16 protein-coding genes are annotated in these 18035 nt (G+C 73.5%); 3 read left to right on the forward strand and 13 right to left on the reverse strand.

All coding sequences use genetic code 11. The features are described from left to right. Positions 1-38: 38 nt before the first annotated feature. From AB0H37_RS19470 to AB0H37_RS19500, 7 genes are all read right to left on the reverse strand, one after another. On the reverse strand, positions 39-1010 hold the full coding sequence (locus AB0H37_RS19470; protein WP_179837798.1) for a hypothetical protein: 972 nt from the start codon (positions 1008-1010) through the stop codon (positions 39-41). A gap of 137 nt (positions 1011-1147) precedes the next feature. Then, positions 1148-2155 carry a c-type cytochrome biogenesis protein CcsB gene (gene ccsB, locus AB0H37_RS19475; protein WP_329084963.1) on the reverse strand — a complete coding sequence of 336 codons (1008 nt, stop codon included), beginning with the start codon at positions 2153-2155 and terminating at the stop codon, positions 1148-1150. Between the two features lie 4 nt (positions 2156-2159). Continuing rightward, entirely contained in the window at positions 2160-3851 is a 1692-nt protein-coding gene (locus tag AB0H37_RS19480) for a cytochrome c biogenesis protein ResB (RefSeq protein ID WP_329084961.1), read from the reverse strand. Between the two features lies 1 nt (position 3852). Continuing rightward, positions 3853-4596, reverse strand: coding sequence for a cytochrome c biogenesis protein CcdA (locus tag AB0H37_RS19485; protein WP_179837801.1), 744 nt, complete (start codon positions 4594-4596; stop codon positions 3853-3855). Then, the gene (locus AB0H37_RS19490; RefSeq protein WP_329084959.1) at positions 4593-5195 is read right to left on the reverse strand and encodes a TlpA disulfide reductase family protein; all 603 of its coding nucleotides are present in this window, start codon (positions 5193-5195) and stop codon (positions 4593-4595) included. Before AB0H37_RS19490 ends, AB0H37_RS19485 begins: the two co-directional genes overlap by 4 nt. Positions 5196-5275: 80 nt before the next feature. Next, positions 5276-5914, reverse strand: a complete 639-nt coding sequence (locus AB0H37_RS19495; protein WP_329084957.1) for a histidine phosphatase family protein — start codon at positions 5912-5914, stop codon at positions 5276-5278. Between the two features lie 7 nt (positions 5915-5921). Then, entirely contained in the window at positions 5922-6851 is a 930-nt protein-coding gene (locus AB0H37_RS19500; RefSeq protein ID WP_329084955.1) for a LysR substrate-binding domain-containing protein, read from the reverse strand. Between the two features lie 72 nt (positions 6852-6923). On the opposite strand from AB0H37_RS19500, the gene AB0H37_RS19505 reads away from it, so the two are divergent. Both AB0H37_RS19505 and AB0H37_RS19510 read left to right on the forward strand, forming a co-directional pair. Beyond that, positions 6924-7856 carry an EamA family transporter gene (locus tag AB0H37_RS19505; RefSeq protein ID WP_360614139.1) on the forward strand — a complete coding sequence of 311 codons (933 nt, stop codon included), beginning with the start codon at positions 6924-6926 and terminating at the stop codon, positions 7854-7856. Between the two features lie 5 nt (positions 7857-7861). After that, complete coding sequence (locus AB0H37_RS19510) at positions 7862-8734, forward strand: dihydrodipicolinate synthase family protein (protein WP_179837805.1); 873 nt, start codon at positions 7862-7864, stop codon at positions 8732-8734. On the opposite strand, the gene hemL is transcribed toward AB0H37_RS19510, so the two are convergent. Then, the gene (gene hemL, locus AB0H37_RS19515; protein WP_360614141.1) at positions 8731-10029 is read right to left on the reverse strand and encodes a glutamate-1-semialdehyde 2,1-aminomutase; all 1299 of its coding nucleotides are present in this window, start codon (positions 10027-10029) and stop codon (positions 8731-8733) included. The two genes, AB0H37_RS19510 and hemL, sit on opposite strands and share 4 nt — an antisense overlap. 87 nt (positions 10030-10116) lie before the next feature. Here hemL and AB0H37_RS19520 point away from each other — a divergent pair, with 87 nt between their 5' ends. Beyond that, positions 10117-11820, forward strand: coding sequence for a serine/threonine-protein kinase (locus AB0H37_RS19520; protein ID WP_360614143.1), 1704 nt, complete (start codon positions 10117-10119; stop codon positions 11818-11820). Between the two features lie 67 nt (positions 11821-11887). Here the strand turns inward: AB0H37_RS19520 and AB0H37_RS19525 are convergent, their stop codons facing one another. From AB0H37_RS19525 to AB0H37_RS19545, 5 genes are all read right to left on the reverse strand, one after another. Continuing rightward, positions 11888-12532: a bifunctional DNA primase/polymerase gene (locus tag AB0H37_RS19525; RefSeq protein ID WP_329098516.1), complete on the reverse strand. Its 645-nt coding sequence runs from the start codon at positions 12530-12532 to the stop codon at positions 11888-11890. A gap of 132 nt (positions 12533-12664) precedes the next feature. Continuing rightward, entirely contained in the window at positions 12665-13648 is a 984-nt protein-coding gene (hemB, locus tag AB0H37_RS19530; RefSeq protein WP_179837808.1) for a porphobilinogen synthase, read from the reverse strand. Positions 13649-13679: 31 nt separating this feature from the next. Continuing rightward, complete coding sequence (locus tag AB0H37_RS19535; RefSeq protein WP_329098514.1) at positions 13680-15209, reverse strand: bifunctional uroporphyrinogen-III C-methyltransferase/uroporphyrinogen-III synthase; 1530 nt, start codon at positions 15207-15209, stop codon at positions 13680-13682. Positions 15210-15415: 206 nt separating this feature from the next. Beyond that, on the reverse strand, positions 15416-16336 hold the full coding sequence (gene hemC / locus AB0H37_RS19540) for a hydroxymethylbilane synthase (protein WP_179837809.1): 921 nt from the start codon (positions 16334-16336) through the stop codon (positions 15416-15418). Then, positions 16333-17898, reverse strand: a complete 1566-nt coding sequence (locus AB0H37_RS19545) for a glutamyl-tRNA reductase (RefSeq protein WP_360614146.1) — start codon at positions 17896-17898, stop codon at positions 16333-16335. The genes hemC and AB0H37_RS19545 overlap by 4 nt, the downstream gene beginning before the upstream one ends. Positions 17899-18035: the final 137 nt, after the last annotated feature.

Here is an 18035-nt window from a genome sequence, read left to right on the forward strand (position 1 = left end):
TCGCCGTCTGTCGTCGCGCGGCCTGTCATCTCGGTGTCCTAGATCCCGTACCTGCGGTTGAAGAAGAGCATGACCTCAAGGGCCGTGCGGATGTTGCCGGCGAGCATATCCACCAGGGCGGGGCGCTGCCGGGAGGAGATCGCGGCGAACGCGTCGGCGAAGAACTCGCGGCGGCCGAGCGCGTTCGGCTGCTTGTGGAACTCGCTCGCCAGATACGGCAGGCACTCCTCGTACAGCTGCCGGAAGGCGGGGCTGTCGGAGGTCCACTCGCCCTCGTCGCCGTCGATGTCGTCGAGCGCGTGCCCGACCTCGTGCAGCATCACGTCCGGAGTCGGGGACGGCCGGTCCCCCACGACGATCTTGCGGTCGCCGTACGCGCCGGCGCAGATGTCCCAGGTGGCGCGGCCCGACGGCAGCGGCCGGTCGCGCAGGTGGCCCATGTCGTCGAGCTGGGGGACGCCGCCGGGGCCGACGTAGATGCCGTCGAGGCCGCTCGCCAGCTTCTCCTTCAGCGGCTCCGGGAGCGACGCCAGGCTCTCCACGGCCCCGATCACCTCGGGCGGCGGCCCCTCCCGGACGTCCCACTGCCGGTGCAGGACGCCCTCCAGCACGCCGCAGTCACGACGGCCGTCGGCGGCGTGCGGCGTGCCCGGCGGATGGGGCTCCACGCGCGGCCGGTCGTCCTCCAGCTCGAAGTCGCTCCAGGAGTAGTCGCCCGAACGCGGCCGGCCCTGCCCCCGCCGCCCGAGCCGGCCGGTCATCCCGCGCAGGCCGCCCGCCGTGTCGACGGGGCCCGCCTCCGGGCGTTCGGGCCCGAGCGCGTAGTCGTCGTCGCGGCCCGCCTTGCGGAAGCGGCCGAACCGGTCGCGCGGCTGGTTGCTGCGCGGCCGCACCTGCCCCGAGTCGGGCGGGGACGGCGCGTAGGGGACCTCGTCGCCGGCCGCGTCCGCGCGGAACCGTCCGCCTCGGAACGTCTCCCGGGGCTTGCGGTGCACGCCTTTGAAGCGCATCGGGCTCCTCTGTCAGCCGGACCCGCGGGGGTATCGAGCGGCGACCGCCGCTGGACCGGGTCCCTGAGGAAGGGTAAGCCGGAACCCGACTCTCCGTCATCCCATGGAGTCACGCGGCCGCGGCGCTCCGCCGCGCGTCAGGCGTAGGAGTGCAGGCCGGAGAACATGTAGTTCACGCCGAAGAAGTTGAACAGCAGCGCCGCGAACGCGAGCAGTGACAGGAAGGCGGCCTTGCGGCCCTTCCAGCCGGCGGTGGCGCGCGCGTGCAGGTAGGCCGCGTAGATGACCCAGGTGACGAAGGACCAGACCTCCTTGGGGTCCCAGCCCCAGTAGCGGCCCCACGCCTGGTCGGCCCAGATGGCGCCCATGATGATCGCGGCCGTCCAGATCGGGAACGCGAACATCGTGACCCGCATGGAGAGGCGGTCCAGGGCCTCCACCGACGGGAGGCGCGACAGCACGCCGCCCGCCGCGACCCCGCCGCGCGACTCGGCGCGCTCCTTCAGCAGGTACAGGATCGTCGCGGCGCCCGCGACGGTGAACGCGCCGGTCGCGATGATCGCGGCGGTCACGTGGATGGCGATCCAGTAGGAGTTCAGCGCCGGGCTGACCGGGCCCACCGAGTCGTACAGCCAGATGTTGGCGACGCCGAGGGCGATCACCGCGGCGGCCATGACGAACGCGCCGAGGAACCGCGCCTTGTAGCGGAACATGACGACCATGAACGCGGTGACGGCGGCGAACGCGATGGCGGTGAGGAACTCGTACATGTTCCCCCACGGCCACCGGTTCGCGGCGAGCCCGCGGGTCACGAGGACGCCGAGCTGCGCGCCCCAGCCGAGCACGTTCAGCAGGACGGCGAGCCGGATCCAGTCGACCCGGGGACGCTCGGCCCCCGCGTCCGCGTCCGCGGCCTCGTCGGAGGCGGAGGCGGTGTCACCGGCCGTGTCCGAGGTGCCGGCCGCGCTCTCGGCCCCGGCGGCGCCCACCAGCACCTTCGCCCCGCTCTTCGCCGGGGCGGCCTCCACCGCGCGGCGGCGGCCGAAGCCCAGGTCGGCGGCGTAGGCGACCAGCGCGATGATGTACATCATCACGGTGGTCAGCATGAGCTTGTCGCTCAGGTTCGCGAGGTCGGCGTTGCTCACCTCGTCACTCCTTCGGTTCGGTCGCCGCACCCGAGGGGCCGTCGGCGGCGGGGGTCTCGCCGGGCTCGGAAGCGGGCCCGTCCTGCGGACCGCGCAGCGCGGTCACGATGTCGTCGAACTCCGAGGTCGGGTTCCCCAGCGTGAGACCGCCGACCTCCACCACCGTACGCCCGCCCTCTCCGGCGCTCGCACGGACCCACACCCTGCGCCGGCGGACCATGAACGAGGTCGCCACGCCGAGCACCGCGAGGACGGCGGCGATGAGCGCGGGGATGCGGCCGGGGTCGCGGTTGACCGACAGGCTCGTCCACTCCTTGAGCCCGTCGAAGGTCACCGTGCCGGCGTCGCCGGGCAGCGCGAAGGACTCCCCCGGCTCCAGGAGCTTCTGGCCGCCCTTGATCGGCTGGATCGTCCTGCCGACGCCCTCCAGCTTGTAGACCGACTGCGGGCTGCCGGAGTCCAGGCCGAGGTCGCCCTTGAAGGCGGTGATCGTGACGACCGGGCGCAGCGGCGCGGGGAACGCCGAGACGATCTGCTTGCCGTCCTCGCTCGCCACCGCGGTCGGCCACAGGATGGCGTAGAAGGCGAGCTGGTCGGGCTCGGCGTCGGGGACCTTGATGACGCCCTCGGACGTCAGGTTCCGCGGCTCCATCTCCAGGAACGGCACCGAATCCTGGAAGGCGACGTTCCCCTTGGCGTCCCGGACGGTGAACACCGGCGCGTACCCGTGGCCGAGCAGGTACACCTTCGCGCCGCCGACCTTGAGCGGATGGTTGATCTGCAGGTCGTAGGGCTTGTTCGGGGCGTCCGGGCTCGACCGGTAATGGATCTTGGCGTTGAACTCGGTGGCCTGGCCCCGCTTGGCGCCCTTGGCCTCGTACTCGGCCTTGAAGTCGTCCAGCGTGACCGTGAACGGGGCGAGCTCGCCGCCGCTGAAGGCGCGGCCGGGCTGGAACTGGTCGTAGAGGCCGAGCGAGTTGGCGAACGTCTTGCCCTCGGTCAGCAGGACGTTGCCCCGGTAGCCGAACAGGTTCCCGAGGCCGAGCGCGAACAGCAGCGCCAGCAGCGCGAGGTGGAAGAGCAGGTTGCCCGTCTCGCCCAGGTAGCCCTTCTCGGCGGACGCGGCGCCGCCGGACACGTCCACGCGGAAGCGGCGGGCGCGCAGGGCCGTGCGGGCCTCGGCGAGGACGTCCTCAGGGGACGCGTCGGTCTCGTACGTGGCCGACTGCGGCAGTCGCGCCAGGTTGCGGGGGGCCGCCGGCGGGCGCGCCCGCATCGACCTGTAGTGCTTGACGGCGCGCGGGATGACGCAGCCGGCGAGCGAGACGAACAGCAGGATGTAGATGGCCGCGAACCAGGGGGCCGCGAACACGTCGAACATGGAGAACTTGTCGAGCCAGGGCCCGAGCGTCTCGTGCTTCTCCAGGTAGGCGGCGACCTTCTCGGGTGCCTGGCCCCGCTGCGGCAGGATCGAGCCCGGCACCGCGCCGAGCGCCACCAGGAACAGCAGGATCAGGGCGGTCCGCATGGTGGTGAGCTGCCGCCAGCCCCACCGCAGCCAGCCGAGCGGGCCGATGCCGGAGGGGCGCGGCACCTCCTCCGGCGCCTGCCGCGCGGCGGGCGCCTCGGTGCCGGTCTCCTCCGCGTCGTCTGCGGCGTGGTCGGTGCCGGGGTGGTCGGTGTTGGTGTCAGTCATCTCACATCACCGGTTCGAAGCCGCTGATCCACGACCTCAGCTCGATGGTCAGGTCACCCCACAGGCCGCTCACGAGCAGCACCCCGATGAGGACGAGCATCCCCCCGCCGATCCGCATGACCAGGGGGTAGTGGCGCTTCACGGCGCCGAACGCGCCGAGGGCCCTACGGTAGGCGATCGCGGTGGCCACGAACGGCAGCCCGAGGCCCGCGCAGTACGCCAGCGACAGCAGCGCGCCCCGCCCGGCGCTGGCCTCGGTGATCGCCAGGCCCTGCACCGCGCCGAGCGTCGGGCCGATGCACGGCGTCCAGCCCAGCCCGAACAGGACGCCGAGGAGCGGCGCCCCGGCGAGCCCGGCCGCCGGGAGGCGCCCCGACTTCACCGTCCGCTGGAGCCCGGGGACCAAGCCCATGAACGCCAGGCCGAACACGATCGTGATGACGCCGAGGACGCGGGTGATCGTGTCCTGGTACTCCAGCAGCCACCGTCCGAGCCCGCCGAAGAGCGCGCCGTAGCTGACGAAGACGACGCTGAACCCGGCGACGAACAGCAGGACCCCGGCGAGGAGCCGTCCCCGCCGCTGCTCGGCGAGGTCGGCGCCGGTCATGCCCGTCACGTACGACAGGTAGCCCGGCACGAGGGGCAGGACGCACGGCGAGGCGAACGAGACGAGCCCGGCGAGGGCGGCCAGCGGCGCCGCCGCCACCAACGACCCGCTCACGACCGTCTCGTCCAGGGAGCTCACTTCTCCGCGAGGACCTTGCCGACCAGGGGGTCGAGCTTGGTGAACGTCGTCGCGCCGATGATGCGGGCGGCGACGCGGCCCTGCCGGTCCAGGACGAGCGTGCTCGGGATCGCGCTCGGCGGGACCTCCCGGAACGCCAGCGTCACGCGGCCGTCGGCGTCGAAGAGGCTGGGGTAGGTGACCTTGAACTTGCGCTCGAAGGCCTGCGCGTTGGGCTTGGAGTCCTTGAAGTTGACGCCGAGGAACTCCACGCCCTGCGCCTTCTTCCCGTCGTAGACGTGCTGGAGGGACGGCGCCTCGCCCCGGCAGGGCGCGCACCACGACGCCCAGAAGTTGACGACGACGACCTTGCCCTTGAGGTCGGCCAGCTTGAAGGATTCGCCGTCGAGCCGTTGCCCGGTGACGTTCGCGAGGCTCTTGCGCTGCGCCGCCTTGTACTCGGTCACGTTGCCGTTGCCCGAGATGAAGCGGTTGTCGCCGCCGTCGGGCCCGCCCTCCGCGGCGCCGGTGCCGGCGCAGCCCGCGAGCAGGCCGCAGAGCGCGACGGCGGCACCCGCGCGGAAAGGAGCGCGCGAGGGCGAGATACGGCGGGGGTTCACGGTGCCCCTCCTCGGTACTACAGGGCGTTCAGTGCGAGACGTGGAGTACTACAGGATGTAGTACAAACTTAGCGGTGCGGTCAGGCGCCCGCGACATCGGGGCCCGTCGCGATCCCGGCGGCGGGCTCGCTGTAGGCGACCTCCACCAGCCGGCTGCCCTCGAACGTCAGGCTCGTGAGGCTGGCGAGCGAGCACTCCCGGCGGGCCGGGTGGTGCCAGAGCCGGCGGTGCTCGGCGTGCAGCCGCAGGATCCAGATCGGCAGCTGGTGGCTGACGCAGACGGCCTCGTGACCGAGGGCCGTCTCCCGTGCCCTGATGACGGCGGCGCGCATCCGGGCGACGAGCAGCTTGTACGGCTCGCCCCAGGACGGCCGGAACGGGTTGACGAGGTGGCGCCAGTGCTCGGGGCGGCGCAGCGAGCCGGTCCCCACCCCGAACGTGAGCCCCTCGAAGTGGTTGCCGGCCTCGATCAGGCGGTCGTCCACCGTGACGGGCAGGCCGAGCGCGTCGGCCAGCGGCGCGGCCGTCTCCAGCGCCCGCTGCATGGGCGAGGAGAACAGCGCGGTGACGTCCCTGTCGGCGAACCACCGGGAGGCGGCCTTCGCCATGAGGACGCCGTCCTCGCTGAGGCGGTAACCGGGCAGCCGCCCGTAGAGGATGCGCTCGGGGTTGTGCACCTCGCCGTGCCGCAGGAGGTGAACGATCGTCGTGTCAGTCATGGCGTCGTCAGATTACCCGCGCCCCCGCCTCCTCCCCGCCACCGGCCGGGACGGCGGCGCGCAGGGCGGTCACGGCGGCGCGGATCGCGGGGCGGCGGGCCGCCTCCTCGCGCCAGACGGCGTAGACGCGGCGCGACAGCGGGGCCGAGAGCGGGACGATCGCGACGCCCGGCGGGACGTCGCAGCGGCCGAGGCGGGGCAGGATGACGTTGCCGAGCCCGGCGGCCACCAGGGAGAGCTGGGTGGCGAACTCGTAGGCCATGTGGTCGATCCTGGGTTCGCTGTCGATGGCGCGCAGCGTGCGCAGCAGCCAGTCGCAGCAGATGCTGTCGGGCGAGGAGCTGATCCACGGGTCCCCCGCGAGCTCCTTGAGGTCGATCGTTTCGCGCCCGGCCAGGTCGTGGCCCGCGGGCAGTGCCGCGTCCGCGACGTCCTCGCAGATGACGCCCTTGTGCAGGCCCTCGGGCAGCGGGAGGGGCTCGTTGTTCCAGTCCTGGACGACGGCCATGTCGAGGTCCCCGCGCTGGACGAGCGGCATGCTGCGCATGGGGTCCTCCTCGCGGAGCAGGACGCGCAGATCGGGGTGGTCGGCGCGCAGGGCGCGCAGCGCGGCGGGCATCAGCCCGCGGATCGCGGTCGGGAACGAGGCGACGGTGAGCTGGCCCACGACGGAGCCGCGGTGCGCCTCCAGGTCGGCCTGCGCCTGCTCGACGAGCGACAGGATCCGCTCGGCGTGCGCGACGAGCAGTTCGGCGGCGTCGGTGAGGCGGACGCCGCGGCCGTTGCGCTCCAGGAGCTTCTGCCCGGTCTCCCGCTCCAGCTTCGCGAGCTGCTGGGACACGGCGGACGTGGTGACGTGCAGGACGTCCGCGGCGGCGCTGACCGAGCCGTACGTCGCGACCGAGTGCAGAGCGCGCAGCCGTTCCAGATCAAGCATGAAGCAATACTAAAGCGAGGTGTCAAGAAGTTCTCGCTTGTCCTAAAGCAAGTGTTTCCTCACCATCGAGGCATGAGATCGCGCCACGTCCTGCTGGCCACCCTGATCGCCGCGCTGTGGGGCTTCAACTTCGTGCCCATCAAGGTGGCCCTGGACGACTTCCCGCCGCTGCTGATGGCCGCGCTGCGGTTCACGGCCGCGGCGGTGCCCGCGGTCTTCCTCGTCCGCCGCCCGCCGGTCGCCGCGCGCTGGTTCGTCCTGGTCGGCGTCCCGCTCGGCGTGGGGCAGTTCGGCCTGCTGTTCCTCGGCATGAGCATGGGCATGCCCGCCGGCCTGGCGTCGGTCGTGCTCCAGGTGCAGGCGGTCTTCACGGCGCTGTTCGCGGGCCTGCTGCTGGGCGAGCGCGTCGGAGGCCGCCAGATCGCCGGGATGGCCGTCGCGTTCGCCGGGATCACGCTGCTCGGCGTCGCGCAGGGCGAGGGCGGGAGCCCGGTGGGGGCGTTCCTGGTCTGCCTCGGCGGCGCGGCCGCCTGGGGTCTGGCGAACGTCGCCATGCGGGGGATGAACCGGTCCACCGAGGAGCCGGTCGACGCGTTCGCGTTCATGGTGTGGATGTCGCTGGTGCCGCCGCTCCCCCTGCTCGCCCTGTCGCTGATCTTCGAGGGGCCGGGGGCCCTGCCGGAGGCGGCGCACCACCTCTCGCTCGCCGGGGTGGCCTCGGTGGCGTTCATCGCCTACGTCGCCACGCTGTTCTGCTTCGGCGGATGGGCGTGGCTGATCCGCCGGTACGAGGTCGGCACGGTCGCCATGTACTCGCTGCTCGTCCCGCCGTTCGGGCTCGTCTCGGCGGCCCTGCTGCTGGGCGAGCACGTGGACGCGGTCCGGCTCGCCGGCGCCGCGCTGATCATCGCGGGGGTCGCCGCCGGCAGCGTCCGGCCGCGGTCCCGCACCCGCAGCCTGCCCGCACCGCCCGCGCCCGCCGCGCCGGCCGCCCGAACGAGATGAGATCCATGCACGGAATCCACGCGTCGCTCGTCACGCCGTTCAGCGGCTCCGGCGAGGTGGACGCCAAGTCCCTCGAACGCCTCGCCCGGCACTGCCTGGAGAACGGCGCGGACGGCCTGGTCGCGCTCGGCACCACCGGCGAGGCCGCGCTGCTGAGCGCCGCCGAGCAGCGGACGGTGCTGGAGGTGTGCCGGGCCGTCTCGATCGAGCACGGGACGCCGCTGACGGTGGGCGCCGGGACGATGGGCACCGAGGACTCGATCCGGCAGGCCCGCGAGCGCGCCCCGCTCGCCGACGCGCTGCTCGTCGTCGTCCCGTACTACCTGCGGCCGTCGGAGGAGGGCGTCATCGACCACTTCGCCGCCGTCGGCGCGGCCGTGGACGTCCCGCTGATCCCGTACAACGTGCCGTACCGGACGGCCAGGCCCCTGTCCGCCGACGCCCTCCTGGCGATCCTCGCGCTCGACTGCGTCGCCGGCATGAAGCACTGCGCGGGCGCCGTCGACCAGGACACCCTCGCCATGCTCGCGGCCAACCCCGGCAAGGCGATCCTGTCCGGGGACGACGCCTTCATCTACCCCATGCTCCAGCTCGGCGCGGCGGGCGGCGTCGCCGCGTGCGCGTGCCTCGCCCCGGCCGCCTACGCCGCCATGGCGCGGGCTACACGGGAGGGCAACGCGGCGCGGGCGCTGACGTTCCACAACGCCCTGCTGCCGATGGCGGAGGCGCTGTTCAGCGAACCTTCCCCGGCCGTCCTCAAGGCGTGCCTGGCCGACGAGGGGCTGATCGACGACCCCGCGGTGCGCGCTCCCCTGCACGCACCGCGCCACGAACCGGTCGTCGCCGCCCTGAGGGCGTTCCGCGCTCTGCCGTTCTAGGACTCCGCCGCGCGCGCGGCGGCGCGGGCGGCGTGCGGGAGGGCCTCCAGGACGCGTCCCAGAGCCTCGTCGTCGTGCGCGGCGGACAGGAACCACACCTCGTACGCCGAAGGCGGCAGGTACACGCCACGCTCCAGCGCGGCGTGGAAGAAGGCCGCGTACGCCTTGGGGTCCTGGCGCTGCGCCGCGGTGAAGTCGCCCACCACGCCGTCGATGAAGAAGATCGAGAAGAGGTTCCCGGCGGTCTGCAGCGAGTGCGGGACGCCCTCGCGCTCCAGCGCCTCGGACGCGGCCTTCGACACGATCTGCGCCGAGCGGTCGATCGCGGCGTACACCTCGTCCGTGGCGCCGCGCAGCGTGGCGAGCCCGGCGGCGGTGGCCAGCGGGTTCCCCGAGAGGGTCCCGGCCTGGTAGACGGGCCCGGCGGGGGCGAGGTGGTCCATGACGTCGGCGCGCCCGCCGAACGCGGCGGCGGGCAGCCCGCCGCCCATCACCTTGCCGAACGTCATCAGGTCGCCCGGCACGCCCTCGATCCCGAACCACCCGGACCGCGACGCCCGGAACCCGGTGAGCACCTCGTCGATCACCAGCAGCGCGCCGTACCGCTCGCACAGCCGCTTGAGCAGCGCGTTGAACCCGGCCAGCGGCGGGACCACGCCCATGTTGCACGGCACCGCCTCGGTGATCAAGCAGGCGATGTCGTTGCCGTGGTCGTGGAAGGCCGTCTCCACGGCCGCGACGTCGTTGTACGGCAGGATCAGCGTGTCGGCGGTGGTCGCGCCGGTCACGCCCGGCGTGTCGGGGAGCCCGAACGTGGCGACGCCGGAGCCCGCCGCGGCGAGCAGCGAGTCCACGTGCCCGTGGTAGCAGCCCGCGAACTTCACGATCTTGGTGCGGCCGGTGAACCCGCGGGCCAGCCGGATCGCCGACATCGTCGCCTCGGTCCCCGAGTTGACCAGCCGGACCTTCGCCGCCGCCGTGCGGGACACGATCTCCTCGGCGAGCTCCACCTCGCCCTGGGTCGGCGCGCCGTAGGACGTGCCGCGTCCGGCCGCGTCCCGCACCGCCTCCACCACGGCCGGATGCGCGTGCCCGAGGATCATTGGGCCCCACGAGCACACGAGGTCGACGTATGAGGTCCCGTCGACGTCGGTAAGGTACGGACCACGCCCGGACGCCATGAAACGGGGCGTCCCGCCTACGGCGCCGAAGGCCCGGACCGGGGAGTTGACGCCGCCGGGAACAACGGCGGCGGAACGGTCGAACAACTGCCGGGAGCGATCGAAGTCAGTCACGGTTGCAGTCTCTCAGTTGCAGTTCGGCGACTTGCCTTGACCCGGTGGCGTATGGGCCGATATTCCACCAAGTACGACATCGGAGGGATGGCTTTCACCGTGGTCAACGGCTGGACGGTCCCGGGGTTCACCCATGAACGCGAACTGGGCGGCGGAACCTCGGGCCGGGTAGTGCTGGCGGTCGACGACATGACCGGCACGCGGGTCGCGATCAAATACCTCGACCCGGCGCTCGGCGCCGACGAGGCGTTTCTCGCGCGCTACCGCGTGGCGTCACGAGGCCTGTCCCAGATGGAAGACCCGAACGTGGTCGACCTCTACGACTTCGTGGAGACCGCCGACGGCACCGCGATCGTGATGCAGCACGTCGAGGGCGTGAGCCTGCGGCGGATGCTCGCGGCGCAGGGCCCGAGCGGCCCCCTCGCGGCCCTGTCGATGCTCGGCGGGACGCTCCTCGGCCTCGCCGCCGCGCACGACCACGACCTCGTCCACGGCTCGATGCGCCCGGCGAACGTCCTGGTCGACGCCGAGGGCAACGCCCGCCTCACCGACTTCGCGACGGCGCCCGCGGGCACCGAGGCGCAGCACGGCCCGCCGTACGCGGCGCCCGAGCTGTGGGACGGCGCGCCCGCCACCGTCGCCACCGACCTGTACGCCGCCACCGCGATCTTCTACGAGTGCCTCACCGGGCGGCCCCCGTACGCGGGCCGCAACATGGCGCGGCAGCACCGCGAGGCGCCGATCCCCGCCGAGGAGGTCCCGGGGCCGCTGCGCGACCTGATCCACCAGGGCCTGGCCAAGGAGCCGGAGAAGCGCCCGAAGTCCGCCGCCGACTTCCTCGGCGCGCTGGAGGACGCCGCCGTCTCCGCCTACGGGCCGTCCTGGGAGGCGCAGGGCCGCGGCCGCCTCACCGAGCTCGCCACGCAGGCCGCGCAGCAGCCCGAGCCGCCGAAGGCGAAGCCGTCCCGCAGCAGCGGCCGCACGCCGGTCGTCGCCGGCCCGAAGGGCGGCGGGCGGTCCCGGATGCGCTGGGTGGCCGTCGCCGTCGCCGTCGTGCTCGTCGCCGCCGGGGCGGGCGCGGCGGTCCTGCTCAAGGGCGGCACCTCGCTCGGCGGTGACAAGCAGCCGCCCGAGCCGAAGCCCGCGCAGAGCAGCAGCCCGCAGCCGACGCTGCCCGTCGGCGGCGTCGACCCCGCGCCGCTCGTCGCCCGCATCGACCAGGCCGTCGCCAGGACGCCCGGCGCCGCGTTCAGCTACCGCCAGACCGGCTGCTGCGGCTTCACCGCCACCGGCCAGGGGACGATCGGGCTGGTGCAGGGCGCGACGCCGTCCTACGCCCTGACGCTGGCGGGGACGGGCGGGGCGCGCAAGCCGGTCCGGGCCGTCATCGTCCAGGACCGCCTGTACGTCCGCGCGGGCAAGAAGTGGCGGCAGTCGCCGCTCGGAGGCCGCGGCTACCCGGCCGCCGGCGACCAGGTGCGCCAGGGCGGCTCGGTCGCGAACCTGACGACGCTGCTGCGGTCGGCGACGAAGCTCAGCAGATCTGGAGCGATCTACGAGGGCGAGGCGCCCGCCGCGAAACTGGCCCAGGCGCCCGGCGTCGGCCCGCTGTACGCGCAGATGGCGCAGGCCACGGGCGCGCAGCAGATCGCGTTCGCCGTCAGGCTCGACGCCGGCTACCGGCCCGTGAAGTTCTGGGTGCGCGCCGGGCCCGAGAAGGGCCGCAACCAGATGCAGCGCGGCTCCTACAGCGGCTGGGGCCGCAAGGCCCCCATCAAGGCGCCCCACTGAGGGGTGCCCCGCTGAGGGGCGCCCCGCTGAGGGGTGCCCCGCTCACCGGAGGCATCCGCCCGAGCGGCTAGGCGCTCTCACAGGCGTCCGAGAGGACCTCCAGGAGGCGCAGCGGGTCGGGCAACGGGCCGCGGGACGGCGGGCGCAGCCAGGCCGCCTCGCGGCCGTTCGGCAGGACGGACGGCGGTGCGACGACGTAGCTGTCGCGGCAGTGCCACCGCATGCCCGGCGTCTCGGCGACGTCCTCCGGGGAGCAGTCCAGTTGGCAGGACCACCACTCGTCCTCGTCGACGGGCGCGCCGCGCGTGGCGACGAAGAACAGGTGCCGGTCGCCCCCGAAAGACGCGACCGGACCGACGGGGAGGTCGTCCCGTGCGATCCGGTCGAGGGCGATCGTCCCGGCCGCGGCCGGTACGTCGAACACGTCGAACACCCGGCCCGTCGGCAGGATGATGTTGGCCTGCGGCCGCTCGGCCCACCAGCGTTTGATCACGGCCGCGTCGACGCTCGCCTGGTGCGCCCAGGCCGCCGACACCGGATGCGCGCCCGGGTCGGGACAGCCGAGCCGGTCGCACGAACACGCCCGGTCACCGCCCGACGGGGGGTGGGCTCCGGGATAGCAGGGCCACCCCAGATCGGCGTACTCCCGCGCCGCCGCGGCCATCCGGTCGCGCGCCGCCCGCTGCCGTCTGCTCCCCGAGACCGCCAGCATCTCCGCCCCCCAATACCCAAGGTCGCACATGGGTTCCTGGTTAACGATGATGCCCGCCGGGATGAACCCCGGACACGGCAACCCCGGGAAAACGACCCTAAGTGACTAGAGGGCGGGGTGGTCGAAGGCGAACTAGGCCAGTCGGCGGGCGACCTCGGTGGCCCAGTAGGTGAGGACGATGTCGGCGCCGGCGCGGCGGATCGCCACCAGCGACTCCATGATCGTGCGCTCGCGGTCGAGCCAGCCCTTCTCGGCCGCGGCCTCGATCATCGCGTACTCACCGCTCACCTGGTAGGCGACCACGGGGACGTCGACGGCGTCGCGGACGCGGCGCACGATGTCGAGGTAGGCGCCCGCCGGCTTGACCATGACCATGTCGGCGCCCTCGTCGAGGTCGAGGAAGACCTCGCGGAGCGACTCGTCGGCGTTGGCCGGGTCCTGCTGGTGGGTGGACCGGTCGCCGAACTGCGGGGCGCACTCGGCGGCGTCGCGGAACGGGCCGTAGTAGGCGGAGGCGTACTTCACCGAGTACCCCATGATCGCGATGTCGGAGTGGCCCGCGCCGTCCAGGGCCTCGCGGATCGCGCCGACCTGGCCGTCCATCATCCCGGACGGGCCGACGACCGCCGAGCCCGCCTCGGCCTGGGCGAGGGCGATGGAGGCGTACCGCTCCAGCGTGGCGTCGTTGTCGATCTCGCCGGACGCGGTGAGGATGCCGCAGTGCCCGTGGTCGGTGTACTCGTCCAGGCACAGGTCGCTCATGACCACGATCGCGTCGCCCAGGTCCGACCTGAGGTCGCCGAGCGCCTGCTGGACGATGCCGTCCGGGGCGTCGGCGGCGGAACCCACGCCGTCCTTCACGGCCGGGATGCCGAACAGGATGAGGCCGCCGACGCCGGCCTCGGCCGCCTCGTGGGCGGCCTTGCGCAGGCTGTCGCGGGTGTGCTGGAACACGCCCGGCATGGACGCGATCGGCTGCGCCTCGGAGATGCCCTCCTTGACGAACACGGGCAGCACCAGCTCCGCGGGGCTGAGCCGGGTCTCGGCGACGAGCCGGCGCAGCGCGGGGGTGCGCCGCAACCGCCGCGGGCGTGCGGCGGGAAACTGTGCAGACATGATCCCTCGGTGTGTGTTTCCGGGTGCGGGTCTACTTCCGGCGCCGGGCGCCCCGGCGCATCTGGCTGGGCTTGCGGAGCGGGTCGCCCGCCTCGATCTGGGCCGCCCTCCGCTTCGCACCGTACTCCGCGAGAGCCTCCGCGAGAGCCGATACCGAGGGCTTCTCCGCCATGACGTCGACGCGCAGCCCGTACTCCTCGGCCGTCTTGGCGGTCTGCGGCCCGATCACGGCGATCACGGTCACGTTGTGGGGCTTGCCCGCGATCCCGATCAGGTTCTTGACCGTGGAGGACGAGGTGAACAGCACGGCGTCGAACCCGCCGCCCTTGATCGCCTCGCGGATCGGCGCGGGCGGCGGCGCGGCCCGGACCGTCCGGTAGGCGGTCACGTCCTCGCACTCCCAGCCGAGCTCGGTGAGCCGGGCGATGAGCACGTCGGTGGCGATGTCGGCGCGCGGCAGCAGGACCCGGTTGATGGGGTCGAGGTCCTCGTCGTAGGGCGGCCACTCCTGGGCCAGGCCCTCGCCGGACTGCTCCCCGGACGGGGTCAGGTCCGGGTGGACGCCGAACTCCACCAGCGCGGCGGTGGTCTGCTCGCCGACGGCGGCGACCTTCAGCCCGGCGAACGCGCGGGCGTCCAGGCCGTAGTCGGTGAACTTCTCCCGGATCGCCTTCACCGCGTTCGTGGAGGTGAACACCACCCACTCGTACCGGCCGGTGACCAGGCCCTTCACGGCCCGCTCCATCTGCTGGGGCGTGCGCGGCGGCTCGACGGAGATCGTCGGGACCTCGTCCGGGACGGCCCCGTACCCCCGGAGCTGGTCCGACAGCGAGGCGGCCTGCTCCTTGGTGCGCGGCACGAGGACCCGCCAGCCGAACAGCGCCTTGGTCTCGAACCAGGAGAGCCTGTCGCGCCAGTTCACCACGTCCCCGACGATGATCAGGGCGGGCGCGTCCATGCCCTTGGTGTCGGACGCCAGCCTGCTCAGCGTGGAGACGACGGTCTCCTGCTCGGTGGTGGTGCCGAGGCTCGTCATCGCGGCGGGGGTGGAGTCGGGCCGTCCCGCCGCGACCAGGCCCTTGGCCACCTCGGCGACCGCGCCCTCGGCGCCGAGGACGACCAGGGTGGTGTCCGGGGCGGCGAACCGCTCCCAGTCGACGCCGCCCTCGGAGGCGTCGACGACGCGGATCTCGCGGTTCGCGGCGTCGGTCAGCGGGATGCCCGCGTAGCCGGGCACGGCGGTCACGGAGGACACGCCGGGCACCACCTCGAACGGGACGCCCGCCTTGGCCAGCGCACCGCCCTCGGCGGCGTAGTTGCAGGCCACCCCCGGGTCGCCGCGGAACAGCCGGACGACCCGGCGCCCCGCCTTGGCGGCCCGCGCGGCGAGCTTCACCGGGTCGCCGTCCGCCGTGTCGAGGATCTCGGCGTCCGGGCGGCAGTGGGTCAGGATCTCGGCCGGGCAGTGGGCGCGGCTCACGACGACGGTGTCGGCGCGCTCCAACTCGGCGGCGGCACGCAGGGTCAGCAGGCCGGGGTCGCCCGGCCCCATCCCGACGATCGCGACCGTCCCCGGCCCGGCCGTCCGGCGCGGCGCGGCGCGAGCCGCGCTCCTGGCGGGCCCGCCGCTCTTCGCGGCCTTCACGGACCTGACGGTCGTGTCGGCGGTGGCCTCGTCGGCCGTGGTCTCGTGGGTGGTCTCGTCGGCGGCGGGCTCGTCGGCGGCGGTCGGATCGGTCTTCGCTGTGGCGCTCTTCGCGGCGGGGCTCACTCGCGTTCCCCCATCAACTGGTCGGCCCCCTGCGCGAGCAGCCGGTTCGCGAGATCGCGTCCGAGCTGCTCCGCGGCATCCGGGTGGCCGCTTGCGGACAGCCGCACCTGCCTGCTGCCGTCGTACGCCGCGACGGCAGCCGTCAGATGCAACCTTTCATCTACTTCGGCAGCGTATGTTCCCACGGGCGCGGAGCAGCCCGCCTCCAGCACCGCCAGCACCGTCCGCTCGGCGGTGACGGCGCGCCGGGTCGGGGCGTCGTCGATCGTCCCGAGCAGGGCGCGCAGATCGTCGCGGTCGGCGCGGCATTCGAGCGCGAGCGAACCCTGCCCGGGGGCGGGCAGCATCTGGTCGGGGTCGAAGACCTCGCTCACCGCGTCCAGCCGGCCGATCCTCCTCAGACCCGCGTGCGCCAGGACCACGGCGTCCAGCTCACCGTCGGTGACCTTGCGCAGCCGGGTGTCGGCGTTGCCGCGGATGGGGACGATCTCCAGGTCCGGGCGGAGCGCGCGCAACTGCGCGACGCGGCGCGGCGAGCCGGTGCCGATCCGGGCGCCGCGCGGCAGGTCGGCGAGTTTCGCGGGGCCGCACAGGGCGTCGCGGGCGTCGTCGCGGGCCGGGGTGGCCGCGAGGGCGATCCCGGGCGTCTCGGACGTCGGCAGGTCCTTCAGCGAGTGCACCGCGAAGTCCACCTCGCCGGACAGCACCCTGTCGCGGAGCGCGTTGACGAACACGCCCGTCCCGCCGATCTGGGCGAGCAGGGCCTTGGAGACATCACCCTGCGTCGTTACCCCGACAAGCTCCACCGCATGCCCCGTGAGCCGCGACAACGCGTCGGCGACGCCCTGCGACTGGGTCGTCGCCATCAGGCTCTTGCGGGTGCCCAGCCGGAGCGGGCCCCTGCTCCCGGTACTCACGCTTCGTCTCCTTCGTGCGCCGGGACGGCGTCGCGGGCGCTGACCGCCCGCACGCTCGCGGCCCGCGCGTTCACCGTCTCGACGTTCACGCCGTCCGACGGCGGCTCGGACATCGCCTCGGACATGGCGTCGGACATCGCCTCGGACATGGCGTCGGACACCGCGTCCTGCCCCTGCCCTGACGCGGGGCTGACGCAGTCGGCCTCCGCGCATTCCGGGCTCGGATCCCAGGCGGCGCCGTCGCGGACGTCGGCGTCTCCCATGTCCGCGCGGGCCACCGCCTCGGGGGCCTTCGGGTCCAGGTCGAAGAGCTCGCGCAGCGCGTCGGCGTAGGAGTCGCCGCCCGGCGCCGCCGCCAGCTCCTTGACCTTGACGGTCGGCGCGTGGAGCAGCTTGTCCACCACGCGCCGCACGGTCTGCTCGATCTCCTTGCGGGCCCGGACGTCCATCTGCGGCATCCGCCCGCTCAGCCGGGTCAGCTCGGCCTCCACCACCCCGGCCGCCTTGCTGCGCAGCGCGACGACGGTGGGCGCGACGGCGGCGGCGCGGGCGGCGCCGAGGAACGCCTCGACCTCCGTGCACACGATCCGCCGCGCGGCCTCGACCGCCTCCGGGCCGATGGCCTGCGCGGCCTCCTGCGCGGTCCGCAGGTCGTCCAGACCGGCCAGCTCGACGTCCGGCAGGTTCCGGACGGCGCGCTCCACGTCGTGCGGGAGCGCCAGGTCGAGGAGGAAGCGGCGCCGTCCGTCCGTCCCGATCCCCTGGGCCGCGAGCTGCTCGGCGGTGATCACCAGGCCGGTGGCGCCGGTGCACGACACCACGAGGTCCGCCTCGCCGAGGGCCGCGTCCAGCTCGGACAGCCCGACCGCGCGGGACGGGACGTCCAGCGACTCGGCGAGGCGCGCCGCCCGCGCGGGGGTCCGGTTGGCGACCACGATCTCGCGCGCCCCGGCGCGGCTCAGCGTCGCGGCGGCCAGCGAGCTCATCGAGCCGGCGCCGACCACCAGCGCGCGGGCGTCCCGCAGGGGGCCGAGGTGCCGGGCGGCGACCTCCAGGCCCACGCTGACCAGCGACGCGCCGGCCTTGTCGATCCCCGTCTCGTGGTGGGCGCGCTTGCCGACCCGCAGCGACTGCTGCAGGACGTCGTGCAGGTCGCGGCCGAGCGTGCCCTCCTCCTGGGCCAGCCGGAACGCCTGCCGGATCTGCCCGAGGATCTGCCCCTCGCCGACGACCATCGACTCCAGCCCGCACGCCACCGCGAACACGTGCTGGACGGCCCGCTCCTCGTAGTGGACGTACAGGTGCCGCGACAGGTCGTCCATCGGGACGCCGGAGTGCAGGGCCAGCAGCTCCGAGATCGCCGAGACGCCGCCGTGGAACTTGCCGACGACCGCGTAGATCTCGACCCGGTTGCAGGTCGAGACGATGGCGGCCTCGGCGACGTTCGGGGACGCGTGCACGGCGTGCAGCAGTTTGACGAGATCGTCACCGGCGACCGCGGCCCTCTCCAGCACCGCCACGGGCGCGCTTCGGTGGCTGAGGCCTACGACCAGAATGCTCATTTGCCGTCTCCAGCATCTTCCGAGTCTCCGCCCACCCGCGCCGTGCGAGCTCCTGCCGAGAAGGGGCCGTCCACTGCCCCTTGGTCCGCTCCACTCATGCCGGTCGTTGGAAAGGGGGCGATCCTCCACGCCCCCCG

Origin of the sequence: Actinomadura sp. NPDC023710 (assembly GCF_040639875.1) — a bacterium.
In the GTDB taxonomy this organism is placed as follows: domain Bacteria; phylum Actinomycetota; class Actinomycetes; order Streptosporangiales; family Streptosporangiaceae; genus Spirillospora; species Spirillospora citrea.